A 19,665-nucleotide genomic window follows, 5' to 3' on the forward strand; every position below is an offset into this window, starting at 1 on the left:
TGGTTAACCGTTCAATAGGGCCTGTTGGATCTACCTTTTAGCTACCCTGCCCAGCTTGGGTGTAGATCCGAAGAGCCTTTCCCGGTAACCGGTCGTCGTTCGCTGTGATCGCTGTGCTGGGCTGCGTTGCGTCCCTGCCGCCTCCAGGTCCATGCGGCCGTAAGGCCCCTGGTAGGAACGATCTTGCGACAGAACGATCCGACCGAGGGGCCTTATGTGGGGAATGGTGCCCTATGCGCCACTGTGTCCGATATTTGCCGGACCACCGCCGAGTACCTGGCCGGGCTGCTGCGTGACCACCGCGCAGCGATCGTCACCGTCCGGGGGCGGCGCGCGCTGGGCTGCTTCCGGCAGGCCGTGCACAAGACTTGCTGTCCGCTGTTGGTCAGCAGCGCGATCATTGATTGCGAGGCCGCGACAAGTTCGCGGGAGAGGTGGCAGCCCGCCGAAACACGCGTTGCCGAGCCGGTGTAGAAAGACACCGGCTCGGCAACGCGTGTTGGCTCGGGCCTCGGTCAGCCGTCCTGCGCGAACTGTGTTGCGCAGCGCAGATCGTCGGCCGTGAGTTGGGTCGGGTCGAGGGCGACCTCGGTGCGCACCGTGAGCGCCGCGAGGACCGTCTTCCGGACCCGTCGCCCGTCGAGGCCCCGCAGGCCCTTGGCAAGCTCGGCGTGAAGATCGGCATCCTGCGCGAGCGGCATCAGGTCGGTCCATTGCCCGGCCAACTCGTTGAGTGATGACGCGACGATCTTCTCGATGGTCTCCTCGTCAGGCAGCTTCGTGGTCATGACCAGGTCGGCCCGAGAGAGCACGGCCTCGTCGACTGCGCTGAGGAAGTTGGTCGTGACCACTAGCACCAGGTTGGGGCACTGCGTCCGCAGCTGGTCGAGACCGGCCAGGACGGCGTCCGTCGCGCGGTGCACGTCGACCGGGTTGGTCTCGAACGACGCCGAGCTTCGGCTTACGGCGAGCGCCTCGACCTCGTCGATCAACACTATGGTGTGCGGTCGCCGCGCGGCGATCTCCGGCAGCGTGTCGAGGAACAGCCGCGACACCGCCCGCTGGCTTTCACCGAGCATGTCGCTGGGGAAGGCGTGCGGGTTGACCTCCACCAGCGTCGTGGCGCCGCGTTTCGCCATCTTCAGGGCGGCTGCCTGGGCGAGGCCCTGGGCGAGTGTGGTCTTGCCCGTGCCCGGAGGTCCGGCCAGCACGATCAGACCGTGGGGCGCGCCGGAGAGTCCACTCAGCAGCCGGCCCTGACGCAGTACGAGCAGGGCGGTGCCGAGCAGCCTTTCCTTGGTGCCTGGCGGCACGATCATCGAGTCCCACGGGCCGTCGTGGTGGTCCGAGGGAAGTGTGTGCAGCCCGATGACCCCGGGCGGGAGGGTCTGCTGGCTCACGGCCAGCTCGGCCGGTCGAGTTCGGGCCAGACGACGGTGGTCACGTCGCCGGCCTGGGCGTCGCGGATGTGCTCCGGCGGCTCCTCGAACAGGACCTGCGGATCCATGAGCGCACGCATCGTCTCGAGCAGGCTGTCGAACATGTGGATGCGGACGACTCGCGCGGTGTTCTCCTTGGAGTCGTTGAAGTGCTGGTGCCACAGGAAGTGGTCGACCACGATGAGGTCGCCCTTCTTCCACGGGTGGTTCTCTCCGCCCTCCGGCTCGGTGCCGAGATAGGAGTGGCCCTCGCCGTCCACCACGTACAGCCAAGCCTCGCCGGCGTGACGGTGCATCGACTGCTGGCGGCCCTGGCCGATCTCGAACATCGCCATCGTGATGCCGGAGGCCTGGTAACCGATGGCGCGGTCGAGGAGGAAGGTGGTCCGCGTGCCGCGCGGGGTGTTGAGCATCTCGAGCTCGTCCCAGTCGGTGTGCAGTCGGCCGCTGCGGCGGGCCTGCTGCTCCTTGCCGAGGCGCCTCAGGCGACGGGCGTAGGCGTCCTCCCCCTCGACATCGGGAGCGCTGAACTCGGGGCGACCCGGGAGGTTCTCGAACGGCTCGTTGCCGCGGTCATCGAGGATCGACATGCCCATCGTGGCGAGCAGCGGCTCGCTCGAGAACGTGATGTAGCGGAATGTATCGTCATTGTCGTTGCCCGAGCGGTGCCAGGCCCACGACGGAATGTGGGCGGAGTCGCCGGGGGCGACCTTCACACGCTCGCCGTCGATCTCTATCCAGCCCTCGCCGCCGACGCCGAAGACCATGACGTCCCACGAATGACGGTGGATCGTGGTGACCTTCCCCCTGTCGACCTCGTGCACAAGGGCGTCGATGGAACGCGTCGGGTTGTCGCCGTCCTCGCCCATGTAGACGCCCGTGCGCATGCCCCGTGCCGTCTCCTTCAGGGCGACGTCCTCGCTGCGGATGACTGTGCGGTGGTTCGCACGCCAGTCCTCGAGGAACTTGGCCCGCCGGGCCTTCTGCACGTGGTAATGACTCGTCTTGGTAGTCGTCTTGGTCGACACCGAGCCTCCTTATTGGCAAGACCATTGGACCTTTCTATTGTGACGCGCTCCACGCCCGAGTGCAACATGCGGGCTCTGACCTGCGCTGTGATCCACACCATGCGCGTCCTTGGCCGATACAAGGACCCGGCCACCCAAGCTCCTCGGTGATCAGTGCATCCAACGAGGATGCGGTCTCGTCTCCGTGCTCCACGCGGCGAGAGGTGGAGCCGGCGTCGCCGGATTCGAGTGGGGCGGAGTTCCTCGTTGTTCGTTGCGCCGAGCAACACCGTTCGCGAGTTGAGCGACCCGACTGACGACTCCTTGTGAAGCGCGATGTCCTGGTCGTCGAGGGTGAAGAGCCGCCCTCTGACGCTGAACGCGAGCGTCAGAGGTCACCGTTCAGCACTCCGCGACGGCCGGCTTCGTCGTACCGCCCCCGATGTCGACGCAGCGTGTTCCGGTGCGCCGGGGGGCCCTTGTCTCCCGTGGGCGTCATGGCATAATCTAAATATTAGTCCATTAGTCCATTGAGGAGGCGCAGGGTGAGTGATCGCGAACCGGAGCCGGTCGGAACGTTGATTGTCGGTGCCAGCCAGGCCGGCCTCCAACTCGCCACCAGCCTCCGTGAGTTCGGTGCGTCACAGCGGATCACGCTCCTCGGGGGCGAGTTCCGGGCGCCGTACCAACGGCCCCCGTTGTCGAAGGCATATCTCCAGGGCAAGATGCCCGAGGACGGGCTCGCGCTGCGGGGACCGGAGTTCTACCGCGAGTACGACATCGACCTCGTCTGCGGTGAGTGGGTGGACACGATCCGCCTCACCGACGCCGTGACGGGTGCCGGCGAGGCGGCCACACGAAGCGGTCGGACTCTCGGCTTCGACCGGGTCGCTCTCACCGTCGGCGGCACGCCGCGACGGGTAAACGTGCCCGGATCCACGCTCGGCGGCATCCACTACCTGCGCGATGTCGACGACGCCGCGGCCCTGCGCTTCGAGCTCGAGTCCGCCGACCGTGTGGTGGTGGTCGGCGGCGGGTTCATCGGGCTGGAGGCCGCGGCCGCCGCGACGGCGGCCGGCAAGGACGTCACGGTCGTCGAAGCCGCAGACCGGCTGATGGCACGCGCCGTCGCTCCGATTACCTCCGAGTTCTACGCCGCTGCCCACCGGCGCCGCGGCACCCACATCCTGGTCGGTACCGCCGTCTCGGGCTTCACGGGCGAAGGCGGACGCGTGTGCGCGGTCGAGCTCTCCGACGGCCGGTCGCTTCCCGCCGACGTCGTCGTCGTAGGGATCGGCCTCGTGGCGAGCACCGGGCTCGCCGAGTCGATGGGCCTGGAGTGCGCCGGCGGCATCCTTGTCGACGAGCGGTCCCGCACCAGCATCCCGAGCGTCGTCGCTGCAGGTGACTGCACGGTGGTTGCCCACGCCGAGCACGGCTTGCAGCGTCTGGAGTCGGTACAGAACGCGATCATGCAGGCGAAGGTGGCGGCCGCAATGCTGCTCGACGTCGAGCAGCCGAGCACGGCGGTGCCGTGGTTCTGGTCCGACCAGGCCGACCTCAAGCTGCAGATGGCCGGCATCAGCACCGGCTTCGACCAGGCCGTCCTGCGCGGCGCACCGGACACCGAGCAGTTCTCGCTCCTCTACTACCGCGACGAGCAGCTGATCGCCATCGAAGCGATCAACTCACCTCGCGACTACATGGCGGTCCGCAGGATCCTCGAGCGCGGTGGCACCGTTCCGCCACGTGCGGGCGCTGACCTGACACTGCCGCTCAAGGAGTTCCTCCGGATCGCCTAGTGCTGGATTCCTCTTTCACCCGTATCTAGCCAGGAGGTCCGGCCTGCGGGCCGGGGAGGAGTGGTTTTCCCCCGGCCGTGCGGGGCGGAGCGCCGCGGCATCGCTGCGCAGCACAACCCCCCAAGACGACCCGGAGTGGACCTGCTCTGTTCGGGTTTTGGGGTCATCTGGGTGAAGATTGTTGCGCGGGTGAAGTTGCGGCCCCGGTCGGCTCATGACGCCGACGCGCCGACCGCGTCCCTGCAACCGGGGCGCCAACTGGGCGTCCACACCGTGGTCTTCGCCGACCCGCGCAACACCTCCCGCCAGTGCTCCGAGTGCCGGCACACCCGCAGCCAGGTTCGCCGGATCCTGCTGGCCGAGGGCGTGCGCTGCCGCCGCACCCGGTCCTGGATCCGTTCGAAGGATGCGGACTTCGAGGGAAAGGGACGAGGATCAGCGAGCTCTGCACCTGCCCGCTTGAGGGTGCGACGGCCGTCTGTGCCGACGAGCTCGGGCCAGCCGCTGCCCGGCGAGCAGACGTCAGCCGCTACAGCACAGCCACCGGCCCACAACAATGGAACTTTTCGTCCCTACGTCGGGCGCGTTGGGACTGCGCACGGTGTACTCCTCGGGACGGGAGGTGTTCCTGCTGTGCCCGACCACTGCCGGGTCACGTACTCGAGCTCGACGGCCGTACGGCCCGTCAGCCCCAGGCAGAGCAGGTTCAAGCACTCCGACGCGTCGCCCCCGGCGCACCGTGACTTCTGGACGGCACCTGACCTCCCGCGCGACCTCGCCCGGATTGGATACAGCGGATCGGCCTCCACGCCAAGGCACTCCAGGACGAACGGCCGGGCGTCTACGCTCCACTCGCCGACCGCCGACGGGGAGGTCGCCCCAGCCGGCCGCGCACGCGGTCCGCGCGAGTACCGCGACCAGAGCGTGCCGTGCACCGCGCGGATCTCGCGGGTCCGGCGCTTCGGTCAGCCGGTCCTGGAAGCCCGGGATCCCGGGATCTCCTCGGACACGGCCTCAGGTCGCCCGCCGAGTCGGCCAAAGGGTCAGGCGGGACCGGCGCGACGAACCGGACGTCCGGCAACTACACCGAAGCCCCGCCCCGTTCCCGCGAGGACTACTTGCCCGTTCCGCTGAGGTAGGCCGCCCACGGATAGTAGACGTAGTCGAACGCCGCCGGCGCCCCGGTGATCTTGCTTCCGAGCCACACGTCGTTCGTCAGCTGGATGCCGGAGAACATCGGATTCATCTCGTCGTGCAGCTTCCGCTCCATCTGCACGACCAGCCTGGAACGGGCGCTGTCGTCCTTCGTGCCGATCGCCTTGGCGTAGAGGCCGTCTATACCGCTGTAGCCGGACTGGTTGAAGGTGCCGCCGGTCACCGCGGTGAGGCCCAGCCAGTCGAGCGGGTTGGGGATGTTCGGCCAGAACTGCGTGTACAGCAGGTCGGTGTTGCCACGCGTCCCCGGGTCGTACAGGTAGTTCGAGTAGCCGGTCGCGGGTACGACGTTGAGCTTGAAGTTCAAGCCGATCTTGTCGGCCGCGGCCTTGATCGCCAGGCCCAGCTGCTGCGTCTCCGCCTGCTGCGGAACCACGAGGCTGATCTGCTTGGACTTCACGTCAGCCGGAACGCCGGCGAGCAGTTTCTTCGCCTCGTCCGTCTTCGCGGAGCCATCGGTCTTGACCGAGTCGGCGTACGAGGTCAGGTCGTCCTTCGCGAAGCCGTACACGGCCGGCACGGTCTGCAGCGAAGCAGGGGTCCCTTCACCGGCGTACACATGGTCGCCGATGCCCTTCCAGTCGATGGCCACCTGGAGCGCCTTGCGCACGTCGGCGTTGCCCATCGCGCCCTTGTGGTTCGCGACCACGAGCGTGACGGCCAGCGGCGCGGGACCCGAGTAGAGCTTGCCCGCCGACGACGCCTTCAGCTGTGCCAGCCCGGCCATCGGCGGACCGTACGTCCCGTCGATCTGGCCCGAGAGCAGGCCGGAGGTGATCGCGGAGTCGTCGGTCAGGAAAGTGAAGTCGATGTTCTTCACCTTCCGCGGCAGCGACTTGTTCCAGTAGCCGTCGTGGCGGCTCACGCTGATCGACTGACCCCGCGTCCACTTGTCGAACTTGTAGGGGCCGGTGCACATGACACCGACGCCCGGCGTACCGACCTTCTTGCCGTGTTGCTCGTAGAACTTCTTCTCCACGACGACACCGGCGAAGCTCGCCAACTCGTCGTTGAAGAGGTAGTCGGGCTTCTTCAGCCGGACGGTCACTTCGCCGGCGTCCGTCTTAGCGATCGACGCGACGTTGGAGTACAGGTAGCCGTAGAAGCTCGACTTGTCCGTCAGGTTGTGCCGCATGCTCCATACGACGTCGTCGGCGGTCATCGGCGAGCCGTCCCAGAAGGTGACGCCGCTGCGCAGCTTGTAGACCCAGGTCGTCGGGTCGGGGTTCGAGTACGACGTCGCCAGATTGGGCTTGATCTGGAAGTCGGGCGTCTGGGCGAGCAGCGTCTCGCACATGTTCGAGTTGATCATGTTCGGCGTGTAGTCGGCCGACTGGAAGGGGTCGATGGTCTGCGGCTCTCCCTGGAAGACGTTCCAGGTGATCCTGTCGACCGCGCCCGAGCCCTTGGGCGTGAAGGTCGTCAGCGCGTCGGACGACCCGGTCGATTCCTTGCCGGATGTGCCTCCGGAGCAACCGGCCAACGCGAAGGTGGCTGTGGCGGCGACGGCGAGTGCCGTTGCCCGTCTGCGCGGGCGGGGTGAGCACATTGCACAACTCCTGGTCAGTGTCGGGCTGTGAGGGCTTCGGGGTCCCACCCGCTGCGAGGGACGCTGTCGCGCAACAAGCGGGTGTAGGGGTCCTGAGGGTTGTCGAGCACGGCGGCGGTGGGCCCTTGCTCGACGACGGCGCCGTGACGCATGACGATCGTGTCGTCGGTCACCTGGCGGATGACGGCGAGATCGTGGCTGATGAACAGGTAACTCACGCCCCTTTTCTGCCGGATGTCCGAGAGCAGATTGAGGATCTGTGCCTGGATCGAGACGTCCAGGGCCGACACGGCCTCGTCGAGGATGAGGATGTCCGGATCGGCGGCGAGCGCGCGAGCGATGGCGACGCGTTGGCGCTGCCCTCCGGAGAGCGACCTCGGCAGTGCCGCGAGCTGCCGGTCGTCGAGTCCGACGAGCTCGGCGAGTTCGCGCACGCGCTTGCTGGTCTCGTCACGGCCGAGCCGGGAGTGAACGCCGACGACTTCCGCGAGGCAGTCGCCGATGCGCTGTCGGCGGTCGAGCGAGGTGTACGGGTCCTGGAAGACGATCTGGATGTCCCGGCCCCGCTCACGGCGGCTGCGCGCGGAACGCGCCGGGTGTGTGCGGTCCTCGCCCCGGAACATGATGCGGCCACCGGAGGGACGCTCCAGGCCGATGATCATCCGCGCCGTGGTCGTCTTGCCGGAGCCGGATTCGCCGACGATGCCGAGGGCTCCGCCCGGGGCCAGGGCGAAACTCACGTCGGCGACCGCGGTCGCCTCGGCTCGCCCACGGCCGAACGTCTTGGTCAGGTGCTCGACCACGAGCAGCGGTTCGGTCATCGCTGGACCTCCTCGTTCGAAGCGGAGCCGGCGTGCTGCCGCGGCGCCATGTGGCCGCGCAGGCCGGGCATCTGGACGCACCGGGTCTGCGACGGGCCGATCTGCAGCAGGGGCGGCACTCCCGCCCGGCACTCCTCCTGTGCGAAGTGACAGCGCGGTGCGAAAGCGCAGCCGTCCGGCGCCTCGTAGGCGGTGGTCGGATGACCGCTGATCGCGGGCAGCCGATCGACACGCCGGTCGATCTCGGGCCGTGCCTGCACCAGTGCGGCGGTGTAGGGGTGGAGCGGGTCCTCGTGCAACCGCACCGACGCCTGGCGCTCCACGACCTGGCCGGCGTACAGCACGATCGTCTCGTCGCACACGGCACCGGCGAGCTCCAGGTCGTGCGTGATGAAGAGCATCGCCATGCCGTACTCGCGCTGCATACGCCCGAGAATCGCCATCACCTCCGCCTGGGTGGTGACATCGAGCGCGGTCGTCGGCTCGTCGGCGAGAATGAGCCGCGGTCGCGCGGCGACCGCGGCAGCGATCATCACCCGTTGCAGCAGGCCGCCGGAGAGCTCGTGGGGGAACTGCCGCAGCCGGCGCTCCGGGTCGCCGATCCCGACCTCGGCGAGCAGTTCCTGTGCGCGCTTGCGAGCAGCGGACTTCGGCATCCGGTCGTTGGTGCGCATCGCCTCGGTGAGGAAGTCGCCGATCGTGCGTACGGGGTTCGTGTAGGCCCGTGCGTCCTGGAAGATCATCGCGACATCCTTCGCCCGGTAGGACCGCAGGGCTTCGGTGCGAAGGTCGAACACCTCGGCGCCGTCGAAGCGGACACCGCCCCGGACGTCGGCGCCGTCGGGGAGCAGGCGGGCGATGGTGCGAACCGTCATCGACTTGCCCGAACCGGACTCGCCGACCAGACCGAGAGTGCTTCCACGGTCGAGTGAGAACGCGACATCGCGCAGCACGGTGCGCAACTGGCCCGCGACCGGCAACCGAACCCTCAGGCCGTCGACTTCGAGAAGTGCGTTCACGAGCGTGCCTCCCAGCGCTCCGTGAGCCGGTCGCCGAGGATGTTCACGGCACCGACGGTGATGACGATGAGTACGCTGGCGAACAGAGCCTCCTGCGGGTGCTGCTGCAGCACACCGGCCATACCGGTGCCGACCATCGCGCCCCAGTCCGAGGCCGGTGGCTGCACCCCGAGGCCGATGAACGACAGGCCGGCGAGGTCCATCACGGCGAACCCGAAGGCGAGCGTGGCGTTGGCGACGATCAGCCCACCCACGTTGGGCAGGATGTGCCGCAACGCGATCCGCAACCCGTGCACGCCCTGAACCTGCAGTGCCGCGATGTAGGGCAGCGAGCGCTCGCGCAGCGCCGCGCTCCGCACGATTCGCGCGATGTAGGGGACGTAGGCGATGGACAGCGCCACAACGGCAGCGTTCAGGCCGGACCCGAACAGGGCGGTCGCCAGGATCGCCAGCAGCAGACCGGGGAAGGCGAACACGGCGTCGACGACGCGCACCACCATCTGGTCGAACCAGCCGCCGAACCACACGGCCGCGAGCGCGAGGACTGTCCCCAGGAGCGTCGAGATCACCACGACGAGGAACGGTCCGATCAGTGCGGTTCGTGAGCCGTGGACGAGACGCGAGAGAAGGTCTCGCCCGCTCGCGTCGGTTCCCAGCAGGTGCGCGCCGCTCGAACTCTGGTACGCACCGGAGAGGTTGACGGCGTTCGGATCGTGCGGTGAAAGCAGGGGGGCGAGGACGGCGAAGCAGACGACGAGTGCGAGGAGGGCGATCGCCACCCGACCGGACATGCCGATGCCTCTCGCACGACGCGTCGTCCGCCGGCCGGCCCTTCGGGCTCCGATACGCCGTACCGTTGCTGTCGTGCTCATGAATCCTTCTTCCCGATCGACACGCGCGGGTCGAGCAGTGTGTAGGCGATGTCGATGAGGGTGTTCAGCACGATGAAGGCGGCGACGTACATCAGGCAGATCGCCTGTACGACGGGGAAGTCCTTCTGCTGCACCGAACTGACGAGGAACTGACCGAGCCCGCCGAGCTGGAAGACCTGTTCCACCACGACACTTCCCGCGATCAGGCCCGCGATCGTGAGGCCCGCGACGGTGAGCACCGGCATCGCGGCGTTGCGCATCACGTGTCTGCGTACGACCGCTCCGCGGGGCAGTCCGCGGCTGATCGCCGTCTGCACGTGATCGGCCGACAGCTCCTGCCGGATCGCGGTCTGGGCGAGTCGCGCGACGAACGCGACGGACGCGAGCGCGAGCGCGATCGACGGAAGAACCAGGTGGTAGACCTCGTCGAGGCCCGCACGGCCGGCCCCGAACACCGGGAACCACTCCAGGTCGACGGCGAACACGATGATCAGCACGACCGCTCCGACGAAGGTCGGCACCGCCATGACGCCCGTCGCGCCGGCCATGGCGGACCGCGACAACCAGCCGGGCTTGAGACCGGCGAGGGTGCCGATGGCCAACCCGAGCACCAGGACGATCGCCGCGGCCATGAGGACGAGAAGCGTGGTCGTAAAGGCACGACTTCCGACCAGCGACGACACCGGCTGGTTGTAGATGATCGACGTTCCGAAGTCGCCGTGCACCACGCCACCCAGCCACCTCAGGTACTGCTGCCAGATGGAGTCGTCGAGGTGATACTCGGCCTTGATCGCGGCGATCGCGTCGGGGCTCATGGTGCGACCGTGCGTGAGATAGGTGAGCGGGCTTCCCGGCGCGGCGTACAGCGCTCCGAAGACGACCAGGCTCGCGAGGAACAGGGTCACCACCAGCCCCGCGATGCGAGTGGCGATGAACCGCAGCATCACCCCGGTGGGCCGCTGCTTCGCCTTCACCTGCCCCGATGGCACGGGTGCCGGCATGGTTGCGTGGCTCATCGGTCCATTCCCGGCTGTGCGTGATGGACGACGCGGCCACCCACGACTGTCCGCAGCACTCGCGTGTCGAGCAGTTCCTCCAACGGCCGGGCGAAGATGTCCCGGTCGAGAACGATGAAGTCGGCGTACAGCCCCTCGGCGAGACGGCCGTGAAGGTGCTCGGAGCGGCTCGCCCAGGCGGCGTCACGGGTGGCGTGCACGATCGCGTCCGCCAGCGGCAGGGCGTAGTGCGCGATGTTGGCGGGCAGCGACGGATCCAGTGCCGAACGCCGTGTCGCCGCGATGAACATGTTGGGCAGCGGCGCATGCGGCGACGTGGGGGAGTCGGTGCCGAGCACGAGCGTGGCTCCGGCCTCGGTCATCTCGGGCCATGGGAAGCCGCGGTCGACCCGCTCGTCGCCGAGGACGCGTCGCCAGTTCTCCTGGATGGCCGGATCGGCGTGCACGGGCTGCATGCTCGCCGTGATGCCGAGTGCTGCCAGTCGGTCGATGTCCGCGGGGTCGACGACTTCGAGATGTTCGATGCGGTGGCGGCGCTCCTTGGGACCGTTGAGAGCGACGGCGTGCTCGACGGCGCCGATCGCGACCCGGATCGCCTCGTCACCGATGGCGTGCATGGCGACCTGCAGGCCGGCCGCGTCCGCGGCGGCCACCACCGGCGCGAGTTCGGCAAGACCCCAGATCGGGTCGGCACTCGTGCCGTTCACGTAGGGCTTTCCGAGCGATGCGGTGCACCCGTCGACGGTTCCGTCGACCATGACCTTGATGCCGGTCACGCGCAGGAACGGGGTCGACCGGTGGGTGGCGAGTTCGACGGCGCGTTCGACCTGGGCGAGGTTCGCGCCCTCGTCGCCGGTGGGCTGGACGCGCCAGAACGCGGCGATGCGAGTGGTCAGGATGCCCGTCGCATCGGCACGACGCATCGCCTCGTAGTCGCCTTCGCCCAGCGCCATCTCGGTCGAACCGACGATCCCGGACTCGGCGTACGCCGCCAGGGCGACCGCCAGGGCCTTGTCACGGTCGGAGTCACTGGCGAAGCTGTCGAGCACCGGCCATACGAGGTGGTGCATCGCGGTCTCGTCGACCAGGCCGGTGGCCGCGCCCCGCTCGTCCCGGTGGACGGTTCCTCCGGGTGGTGACGCCGTGGTGTCGTCGATGCCGGCTTCGGCGAGGGCGGCCGAGTTCAGCCAGATCGAGTGGAAGTCGTAGGCCTGCGCATAGACAGGCCGGTCGGCGACGACGGCGTCGAGCATGCCCCGATCGGGCAGGCCGCCCGGGATGTCACCGTGCTTCCACCCGGTGGCGAGCACGCGAGGTGCGTCGGGGTTCTCCTGCGCCCACGTCCGGATGCGCCGCTGGATCTCCTCTACCGTGTTGGCGCCCCAGAGATCGACCTGGGTCGCCGCCTCGCCGGTGCCGACCACGTGCGCGTGGCCGTCGACGAATCCGGGGAGGACGGTCGCGCCGTCGAGGTCGTGGATCAGCGCATCCGGTCCTGCCACGCGCGCCGCGGTGGCCTCGTCGCCGACGTAGGCGAGCCGGTCGCCGACCACCACGAGCGACTCGGCCCAGGGGCGTTGGTCGGAGGTGAAAATCCGGGCGTTGCGGTAGAGATGAGCGGGCATGGTCGTGTCCTTGTCCATCGGGTTCCTCAGAACCGGTCGAGGCCCTCGCGGGCCGCAGTGTCGGGGTTGCCTGCCCGGTACTCGAGGGCAAAGCCGGGAAGGTCGAGAGACGCCGTGAACAACGTGCTCCACCGCTCGTGGCCCGGCTGGGAATCGTCGGCATGGACGCACACCACGGCGGCGGCACCGTCGCCGCCACAGAAGGCGGCCGCGCGCTCCGGCGCGGTGCGGCCGGCCATGCTGCCGCGCACCGCCCGCGTGTGCTGGTGCCGCTCGACCGACACCGATGCCGGAATGCTGGTGTCACCGTCGGCGAGGCCGGAATCGAGAAAGTGGTTCGTGTGGATGACCCAGCCGTCGGTGTCGGGTTGCACCACGGCGGATCCGGAGGGCGACATCTCGATGGACGCCGCCGCGGCGTGGCCCTCCCGGTAGGTCGCGACGGTCAGCACGGTGGACGCGCTCACGGTCGCGGAGGCGACGATGTCGCGGGCCTCCGTCACCGTGGTCGCCTCCTCCAGGACGCGACGCGCGACAGCATGGACGGGCACGCCGCCGGTGGCGTTGTCGGAGCGATGGTTCAGGATGTTGAAATGCAGGCCGAGGCCGGCGTCGTTCAGCCCGATCTTCGCGGCCGTGCCGAACTCGGTGAAGAGCTTCACCCGGCGTCGGGTTCCGGTCACGAGCGACAGCAGAAGACCGTCCGGCGTGAGCGAGTCCTGCCAGTCCCACGTCTGGATCGTCTCGGGTGGGCCGCCAAAGGGCGGTGCGTGCACGGCGGTTGTGCACTCGCCTTTCCCGGGCGTGGCGGCGAGTACTTCGGTCCGTGCGCCGACCGCTGCCACCTGCCACGGCTCGATTCCTGACGCCTCGGCGATTCCGTCGGACTCCTCGACGAGGGCCGGGTACCAGTCGCGCAAGGCGTCGTGGCTGTGGGCGACGATGTCGCGGACGGTCGTTTCCGAGATGCCCAGAACCTTGAAATGCGCCAGGTAGCGGGCGCTGACATCACGCACCTGGTCCGCGAATCGCGTGCCGATCTCGCGTCCACGGTCGCGGGAGCCGGTGGTGGTCGTGCGCAGGGTGTGCAGCTTCATGGTGGTGCTGTCCGACCTTTGCCTGTGAGGCCCGTCACCGTGAGGGGCGGGCGACACGCTAGGTAGGTAAAACGTTTAATACAATGGTGTTGTCGACGTCACTGTCTGTAGTCGCTGCCGCCCGGCCTGCGTCGGCGACCACGGTCCGGCGATGTGAGGCAACAGCGGACGGTACGAACCAAGGAGGTCGCCGTGGCCCGATCGAAGGGCGTCACCATTCGCGACGTCGCCCAGCGCGCCGGCGTCTCGGTCGCGGCGGTCTCGATGGCGCTCAACGGCACCGGGACGCTGAGCGCGGCCACGCGACTGCGCGTGCGGGCCATCGCCGAGGAGATGGAGTACGAGGCCGACGCCCTCGCGCGCGGCCTGCGACGCTCGTCGGTCGGGGCGATCGGACTCGTCATGCGGTCGTTGGACGCGCTGGGTGAGTACGCGCCCCGGGGTGTTGACGTGTTCAGCCGTTACATCGGTGCTGTCTCGGCGCAGGCGATGGACCGCGGGCTGAGCCTGATGCTGGTGCCCGACCCGACGAGGCGGCCGACGCCGCCACTGGCGTTGTCGCTGGACGGGTACATCGTGACGATGCCGCATGTGGACGATCCGGTGATCGGTCTCCTCGAACGGCGTGGAATCCCGTACGTGACGCTGGGACGCGATCCCAGCCGCCCGGATTTCACCGACTGGGCCACCGAGGACGACAGCTTGAGCTTCCGGCGCATCTACGAACACTTCGCCGCATCCGGTGCCCGATCGATCGTGCTGTTGCGCGGAACCGACCCCAACGCGTGGAACATCGACAGCGAGGCGATGTACCGCGCATGGTGCGAGAGAGCCGGGATCACACCACGCGTCTACGCGTCGGCCGAGCGCGCCGGCGAGCACGGCGGCGAGAACATCGCGCACGCGATCGTGGACGAGGGGATCCCCGATGCGATCCTGTGCCACACCGGTCGTCAGGCGGCCGGGGTGCTCGCGGGCCTCACGTCTCGCGGCGTCGCCGTGCCCGACCGGACGATGCTTGCCGCGGCTTCCGACTCCGAGCACACCCGACACAGCCGACCCGCCATCTCGGCAGTCGAACTCCACGCCGCGGAAACGACGTTGGCCCTGCTCGACCTCCTCCAGGCACGCATCGCGGGCGAGCCGAGCCCGGGGCCGGTCCTGACGACGGCCCGGTTCCGGGTCCGGGCATCGTCGCGACGCACGGACACGAACACGTGATGCTTTGCGGTGTTCACCGTCAAATGGCGGTGGAGCAAGTCGGGCGGCAGGTGAACCCCGTCCTGCTCCGAGCCGGTGGGCTGCCCCGTACCTCCTGATCAGTGACGAGACGATCAAGAATTGGCGTCTCGTCGACTCCTGCCGCCGGAACGAGACCACTACTCGATACGGGCCAGCCCTTGGCCAACTTGCAGCACAACGACAAGTCGCACTGACGGTTATGCGGCTGTTTTGAACACTTCCCACACCCACCGAGGAGAGGCGGTCAAGTGCCCATCGAACCGCCGCGGGGGCGGCGGTCGGCCACACCGGCCAGGAGCCGGCGTCGCTGCACGATATCGGTGGCCAGTTCCACCCCCACGTGTGCCAAGGCCGTCGCCCCGTCGATGACGGCCCGGTCGGCACCTTGGCTCTTGCCGTACCGGGCGAACTCGGCCGTGTGCTGTTTCGCGCCCCCGGTGTCGTATCCGATGGTCGGGTGGATCGTCGGCACCACGTGGGAGATGTTGCCCATGTCGGTCGAGGCCATCAGCTCCCCGTGCTGCGGCACCGGTGTGCGGCCCAGCTGCCTGAGCGCGCGCACGTAGGACTCCGTCATGAAGGCGTCCTGTCGTAGATCGGCGAAATCGCTGCCGTGCGGGACGAGTTCGAGTTCTGCGCCCGTTGCGAGGGCGCCCGCCTCGAAGCAGGACCGGACCCGGCGCCGGGCGTACGCGAGCTGCTCGGATGTGGGGGCCCGCAGCTCGTAGCGGGCCCGGGCGAGTGCCGGGATCACGTTCACGGCCTGCCCGGCCTCGGAGACGACGCCGTGCACCAGGGTGCCGGGCTGGAGTTGCTGGCGCAGCAGGCCGATCGCCGTGTGCGCGAGCGTCATCGCGTCGAGCGCGTTGACTCCCTCCCAGGGGGCCAGAGCGGCGTGGGAGGGCCTCCCCCGGTAGGTGACGTCCCAGGCGCTGACGGCCAGCGACGAGGCGCCGACGGTGTCCTGCGCCGCCGCATGCACCATCATGGCCGCCGCCACGTCGTCGAAGACTCCTGCTTCGAGGAGCAGTACCTTGCCGCCGATGTCCTCCTCCGCCGGCGTACCGACGAGCTTCACCCTGATGCCGAGCCGGTCCGCGACGGCCGCGAGGCCGAGTGCGGCGCCGACCGCTGTGGCCCCGTTTACGTTGTGACCGCAGGCGTGTCCGATGCCCGGCAGCGCGTCGTACTCCGCGCACAGGGCCACGACCAGGTCGCCGTCTCCATGGGTGGCGACCACCGCGGTGGGCAGGTTCGCGACGCCTTGGGTGACGGTGAAGCCGGCTTCGGCGAGGAGACCGGCGATCTTGGCGGCCGACCTGTGCTCCTGCAGAGCCGTCTCCGGCTCGTCGTGCAGGCTGTGACTGAGGGCGACGAGGCATTCCTGGCGGCCGCGGACGGCTTCGGCCGCCTCGGCCAGCGCCCGGTCCCGTATCTCCTGCCGGCGCGTTCCCTGCTGCGCTCGCCTCATGCCCGTTCTCCGCTCTGTTCGAGGGGCTGACGTACTCGCACGCTCCCGGGGGCGGGCACACCACGGAAGGCCATGCCCAGCACCGCGCCCAGCAGGGCGACACCGGCGCACACCCCCCAGGACCACAGGTAGCCCGTGAGCGCGATGTGGCCGTCGGCCAGCTGGTGGCCGGTGAACAGCGCGCCGATCACGGCCGCTCCGATGGCCGCGCCCAGGGAGAGCGCCAGTTCGTTCAGGCCGACGGAGAGCGCGGTCTCGGTCTCGGCGACGACCTCAGCCGACAGGGTGCGCGTGATCGACTCGAACATGCCGGTGGCCAGACCCACGACAAGGACGCCGACGAGGTACTGGGGCAAGGAACTATGGAAGGCGATCAAGGAGAGAAAGCCAGCTGCACCGATGACGCCCACCGCACCGAGCACCGCGCGGTCGCCGATACGCCGTGCCAGTCGCGGGGTCGCCGTGGATCCGAGGCATCCGGCGACGACCATGGCGAGGGAGACGAATGCGATGGCCTGGGATCCAAGGCCCATGCCATAACCCGTCCCGTCCCGGTCGGTCCCGAGGAACACGGCGTTCGCGGCCAGGAACCCGATGGTGCCGAAGGCGGCGCAGAAGGTGTGGGCGCTGACCACCGCCAGACGTGGATCGCGCAGGAGCCGCACGTTGACCAGAGGATGCGTGGACCGTCGTTCGACCATCACCCAGACCACCAGCAGGAGCACCGCGAGGACGGCGGTGCCCAGGGATGCGGACGACCTCCAGCCCCAGGTGCCGCCCTCGGCCAGAACGAGGACGAGTGCCACCAGACCCAGAGTGAGCAGCGTCGCCGCCCGCAGGTTGAAGTCCCCGCCGCGCGGAGCGGCGCTGTCCGGCAGGATCAGGACTGCGGTCACCGCGAGCGCACCGAGGGGCACGGCCGTCCACAGGCCGGCGACGGCGTGTCCCTCGCTGAGCGCCCCCGCGACGAGGCCGCCGACGCCGATCGACATGAGCAGCGCACCGACCAGGACCGACATTCCGACCCGTCCGTGCTCCGGTGCGCGGGACCGCAGAATTCCGGCGAGCAGCGGAAAGAAGCCGACTACGGCTCCTTGCAGGGCCATGCCGACGGCCAGGGTCGCGGTCGTCGGCCACACCGCTATCAGCAGGGAACCGCCGGCCACCATGCCCACACAGGCGCGCAGGAGCTTGCGGTGCCCATGGATGTCTCCCAGTCGCGACAGCAGCGGCGTCATCACCGCGAACGCGACCTGGGACAGCAGGTAGAGGTTGTTCTGACCGACACTGCCGATGCCGACGTGATGGCCGACTTTCGGCAGGAGCGGGGTCAGGTACCCCTGCACAACGCCACTGCACACCACGATCACCGTCATGGTCGCGAGCAGTCCGCGGCCGGAGTCGATGCCTCTGGTCACCCGTTCTCTCACCTCTTCTGGTGGCTGGAACCCGACGTGGGGGCTACTGTGCGGGCGCCGGTCGAACCGACCCGGAACTTCGTGGAAATCGTGCTAGGAGGGCACGCCCGATGCGGGAAACGAGCATTCCGAGCGAGCTGGACCTCGCTCTCGTCCACGCGCTGCAGTTGCGGCCACGGGCATCCTGGTCGGAACTGGCACCCCTGCTCGGGGTGACGGCGAGCACGCTCGCGCGGCGTTGGGAGCGGCTGACCGCGGAGGGGCTCGCCTGGGTGTACGCGGCGCCGGGCCGTGCGTTCTCCCGCACCCGGTGCACCGCGTTCGTACTGCTGCGCTGCCCTCCAAGCGCACGGCAACGACTCGCCGAACAGGTGTCCGCTTTCGAGGAGGTCGTCACCGTCGAACTCACCGCACCCGGCACCGCGGATCTCCTGCTGGATGTGCTGCTCCCGGACGTGGCCTCGCTGACACACTCCCTCACGGAGCGCCTCGCCGGACTCCCCGAGGTGAGCGCGGTGGAATGCCTCTTCGCCACCTCGCTCTACACGGAAGGCAGCCGCTGGCGGCTGCACTCCCTCGACACCGCGCAACTGAGCGCGCTCGGCCTTCCCGGTGCCGGCGTCCGCGAGGCAGGCTCCTCCCCCGAACTGGACGGCCTCGACCGTGCTCTCCTCGATGCCCTGGTCCACGACGGACGTCTGGGACTCGCCGCGCTCGCCGAGCGCACAGGCAGCAGCGCGGCGACCGTCCGCCGCAGAGTGCACCGCCTCACCGACTCCGGGATGATCGTCTTCCGCTGCGACATGGCCCCGCACCTGACGGGGCTGCCCGTGTCCGTCACCTTCCGCGGCCGGGCTCCCTCACGCGATCTGAACACCCTTCACCGGACACTGGCCACGCTGCCCGAATGCCGTCTGATCGCCGCCGTCACCGGGACGACGAACATCCTCGCCACGTTCTGGCTGCGCGACATCGGCGACATCCAGCGCCGCGAAGCCGCGATGTGCGCCCGGCTCCCCTCCCTCGCGATCACCGACCGGATCGTCGGACTGCGGACGGTCAAACGGATGGGGCACCTGCTCGACGGGGACGGACGACGCACGGGAACGCGGCCCATACGGCCCTGGTAGGACGGGCGCACCAGTCCCGCAGGCACACGGTCACCGGGTTCCTCCGAGGATGCCCCGGCCTTCAGGCCGGGGAGGAATCGGACTCCTGCGGAGCAGGACGGGAAGTAGGGGTTTCGCCTCCAGGGCGAAAGTCCGTCCACCCGCGACGAGGTGAGTGAGCCCGTGGCGATCAAGAGGCGTCAACTGTCAGTCCTCCCCTATAGGTTCGGATGCATGACGCCAGTCGCGACCACGGAGGGGGCCGGGCATGCCCGGTACTCCTTCCGTGTGCGCCTGTCTGCTACCGCACGGCGCGCACTCGAAGCGGAGTGGGACCGCTGCCGGTGGCTCTGGAACGAGTGCGTGGCCAAGTCGAAGCAGATCCACCAGCAGAGCAAGGAGTCCGGTGAGAAGCTGACGTGTGGTCCGGCTCAGCTGGACAGGATGCTGACCGAGGCGCGTCGGGTGACGCCGTGGCTGGCTGCGGGTGCGTCGGTGCCGCAGCAGCAGGTGATTCGGGACTTCGCCAAGTCGAGGGCGAAGGCGCTGAAGGACATCAAGGACGGGCTTCCGGTGCACCGCCGGGCCGGGATGCCCCGCTGGAAGAAGAAGCGGGAGGCCAGGCCGAGCCTGAACTACACGAAGCGCGGTTTCCGCCTCAAGGACGGTCGTCTGCACCTCGCGGGCCAGATCGTGGTGAGGGTGGTGTGGTCGCGGGACCTTCCGGCCGAGCCGTCGAGTGTGCGCGTGTACCAGGACACGCTCGGGCATTGGTACGCCTCCTTCGTCGCCCCGGCCCAGGTCGAGCCGCTTGTGGAGACTGGCCGCGTCCTGGGCGTGGACTGGGGTGTGAAGGAGACGGCCGTCACCACGGATGACGCCTACGATCTCCCGCATGCCGAGCACGGCAAGCGGGCGGCGCAGGGGCTCGCCCGCTATCAGCGGATGATGGCCCGGCGCCGG

Annotated in this window: 15 protein-coding genes; 4 read left to right on the plus strand and 11 right to left on the minus strand. The window is 68.8% G+C overall.

Going from position 1 to position 19,665, the window contains the following annotated elements; genetic code table 11:
* Nucleotides 1-515 precede the first annotated feature (515 nt).
* A complete protein-coding gene (locus tag BZY54_RS15495; RefSeq protein WP_244217177.1) occupies nucleotides 516-1,400 on the minus strand; it encodes an AAA family ATPase in 885 nt (294 codons plus the stop codon).
* Nucleotides 1,397-2,467, minus strand: a complete 1,071-nt coding sequence (locus tag BZY54_RS15500) for a cupin domain-containing protein (RefSeq protein WP_086725773.1) — start codon at nucleotides 2,465-2,467, stop codon at nucleotides 1,397-1,399. The genes BZY54_RS15495 and BZY54_RS15500 overlap by 4 nt, the downstream gene beginning before the upstream one ends.
* A gap of 524 nt (nucleotides 2,468-2,991) precedes the next feature.
* Here BZY54_RS15500 and BZY54_RS15505 point away from each other — a divergent pair.
* Nucleotides 2,992-4,248 (plus strand): NAD(P)/FAD-dependent oxidoreductase, encoded by a 1,257-nt coding sequence (locus tag BZY54_RS15505; RefSeq protein ID WP_086725774.1) that lies wholly within the window; start codon nucleotides 2,992-2,994, stop codon nucleotides 4,246-4,248.
* 1,114 nt (nucleotides 4,249-5,362) lie between these two features.
* Here the strand turns inward: BZY54_RS15505 and BZY54_RS15515 are convergent.
* The 7 genes from BZY54_RS15515 to BZY54_RS15545 all read right to left on the minus strand — a co-directional run bounded on the left by BZY54_RS15515 (nucleotide 5,363) and on the right by BZY54_RS15545 (nucleotide 13,462).
* On the minus strand, nucleotides 5,363-7,012 hold the full coding sequence (locus BZY54_RS15515; RefSeq protein ID WP_086725775.1) for an ABC transporter substrate-binding protein: 1,650 nt from the start codon (nucleotides 7,010-7,012) through the stop codon (nucleotides 5,363-5,365).
* Nucleotides 7,013-7,026: 14 nt separating this feature from the next.
* Entirely contained in the window at nucleotides 7,027-7,833 is an 807-nt protein-coding gene (locus BZY54_RS15520) for an ABC transporter ATP-binding protein (protein ID WP_086725776.1), read from the minus strand.
* Nucleotides 7,830-8,852 carry an ABC transporter ATP-binding protein gene (locus BZY54_RS15525; RefSeq protein ID WP_086725777.1) on the minus strand — a complete coding sequence of 341 codons (1,023 nt, stop codon included), beginning with the start codon at nucleotides 8,850-8,852 and terminating at the stop codon, nucleotides 7,830-7,832. The genes BZY54_RS15520 and BZY54_RS15525 overlap by 4 nt, the downstream gene beginning before the upstream one ends.
* Nucleotides 8,849-9,643 carry an ABC transporter permease gene (locus BZY54_RS15530; protein ID WP_244217178.1) on the minus strand — a complete coding sequence of 265 codons (795 nt, stop codon included), beginning with the start codon at nucleotides 9,641-9,643 and terminating at the stop codon, nucleotides 8,849-8,851. The genes BZY54_RS15525 and BZY54_RS15530 overlap by 4 nt, the downstream gene beginning before the upstream one ends.
* Nucleotides 9,644-9,720: 77 nt before the next feature.
* Nucleotides 9,721-10,740 carry an ABC transporter permease gene (locus tag BZY54_RS15535; RefSeq protein ID WP_244217179.1) on the minus strand — a complete coding sequence of 340 codons (1,020 nt, stop codon included), beginning with the start codon at nucleotides 10,738-10,740 and terminating at the stop codon, nucleotides 9,721-9,723.
* Nucleotides 10,737-12,383: an amidohydrolase gene (locus BZY54_RS15540; RefSeq protein WP_208640666.1), complete on the minus strand. Its 1,647-nt coding sequence runs from the start codon at nucleotides 12,381-12,383 to the stop codon at nucleotides 10,737-10,739. Before BZY54_RS15540 ends, BZY54_RS15535 begins: the two co-directional genes overlap by 4 nt.
* 8 nt (nucleotides 12,384-12,391) lie before the next feature.
* Nucleotides 12,392-13,462, minus strand: a complete 1,071-nt coding sequence (locus BZY54_RS15545; RefSeq protein WP_086725779.1) for a C45 family autoproteolytic acyltransferase/hydrolase — start codon at nucleotides 13,460-13,462, stop codon at nucleotides 12,392-12,394.
* Nucleotides 13,463-13,654: 192 nt separating this feature from the next.
* Here BZY54_RS15545 and BZY54_RS15550 point away from each other — a divergent pair, with 192 nt between their 5' ends.
* Complete coding sequence (locus BZY54_RS15550) at nucleotides 13,655-14,683, plus strand: LacI family DNA-binding transcriptional regulator (protein ID WP_086725780.1); 1,029 nt, start codon at nucleotides 13,655-13,657, stop codon at nucleotides 14,681-14,683.
* 265 nt (nucleotides 14,684-14,948) lie between these two features.
* Here the strand turns inward: BZY54_RS15550 and BZY54_RS15555 are convergent, their stop codons facing one another.
* Both BZY54_RS15555 and BZY54_RS15560 read right to left on the minus strand, forming a co-directional pair.
* A complete protein-coding gene (locus BZY54_RS15555) occupies nucleotides 14,949-16,175 on the minus strand; it encodes an amidohydrolase (protein WP_086725781.1) in 1,227 nt (408 codons plus the stop codon).
* Complete coding sequence (locus BZY54_RS15560; RefSeq protein ID WP_244217180.1) at nucleotides 16,172-17,593, minus strand: MFS transporter; 1,422 nt, start codon at nucleotides 17,591-17,593, stop codon at nucleotides 16,172-16,174. The genes BZY54_RS15555 and BZY54_RS15560 overlap by 4 nt, the downstream gene beginning before the upstream one ends.
* A 110-nt stretch (nucleotides 17,594-17,703) precedes the next feature.
* Here BZY54_RS15560 and BZY54_RS15565 point away from each other — a divergent pair, with 110 nt between their 5' ends.
* The gene (locus BZY54_RS15565) at nucleotides 17,704-18,723 is read left to right on the plus strand and encodes an Lrp/AsnC family transcriptional regulator (RefSeq protein WP_086725782.1); all 1,020 of its coding nucleotides are present in this window, start codon (nucleotides 17,704-17,706) and stop codon (nucleotides 18,721-18,723) included.
* A gap of 213 nt (nucleotides 18,724-18,936) precedes the next feature.
* A partial coding sequence (locus tag BZY54_RS15570; RefSeq protein WP_143668058.1) for an RNA-guided endonuclease InsQ/TnpB family protein occupies nucleotides 18,937-19,665 on the plus strand: 729 nt, incomplete at its 3' end.

It is taken from the genome of Streptomyces carpinensis (genome assembly GCF_002154505.1).
Taxonomy (GTDB): domain Bacteria; phylum Actinomycetota; class Actinomycetes; order Streptomycetales; family Streptomycetaceae; genus Streptomyces; species Streptomyces carpinensis.

Excerpts from the sequence above, each read along its gene's own strand:
- BZY54_RS15555 (WP_086725781.1), bottom strand. The coding sequence starts at position 16,175 with ATGAGGCGAGCGCAGCAGGGAACGCGCCGGCAGGAGATACGGGACCGG.
- BZY54_RS15565 (WP_086725782.1), top strand. The coding sequence starts at position 17,704 with ATGCGGGAAACGAGCATTCCGAGCGAGCTGGACCTCGCTCTCGTCCAC.
- BZY54_RS15515 (WP_086725775.1), bottom strand. The coding sequence starts at position 7,012 with ATGTGCTCACCCCGCCCGCGCAGACGGGCAACGGCACTCGCCGTCGCC.
- BZY54_RS15520 (WP_086725776.1), bottom strand. The coding sequence starts at position 7,833 with ATGACCGAACCGCTGCTCGTGGTCGAGCACCTGACCAAGACGTTCGGC.
- BZY54_RS15535 (WP_244217179.1), bottom strand. The coding sequence starts at position 10,740 with ATGAGCCACGCAACCATGCCGGCACCCGTGCCATCGGGGCAGGTGAAG.
- BZY54_RS15545 (WP_086725779.1), bottom strand. The coding sequence starts at position 13,462 with ATGAAGCTGCACACCCTGCGCACGACCACCACCGGCTCCCGCGACCGT.
- BZY54_RS15540 (WP_208640666.1), bottom strand. The coding sequence starts at position 12,383 with ATGGACAAGGACACGACCATGCCCGCTCATCTCTACCGCAACGCCCGG.
- BZY54_RS15530 (WP_244217178.1), bottom strand. The coding sequence starts at position 9,643 with ATGTCCGGTCGGGTGGCGATCGCCCTCCTCGCACTCGTCGTCTGCTTC.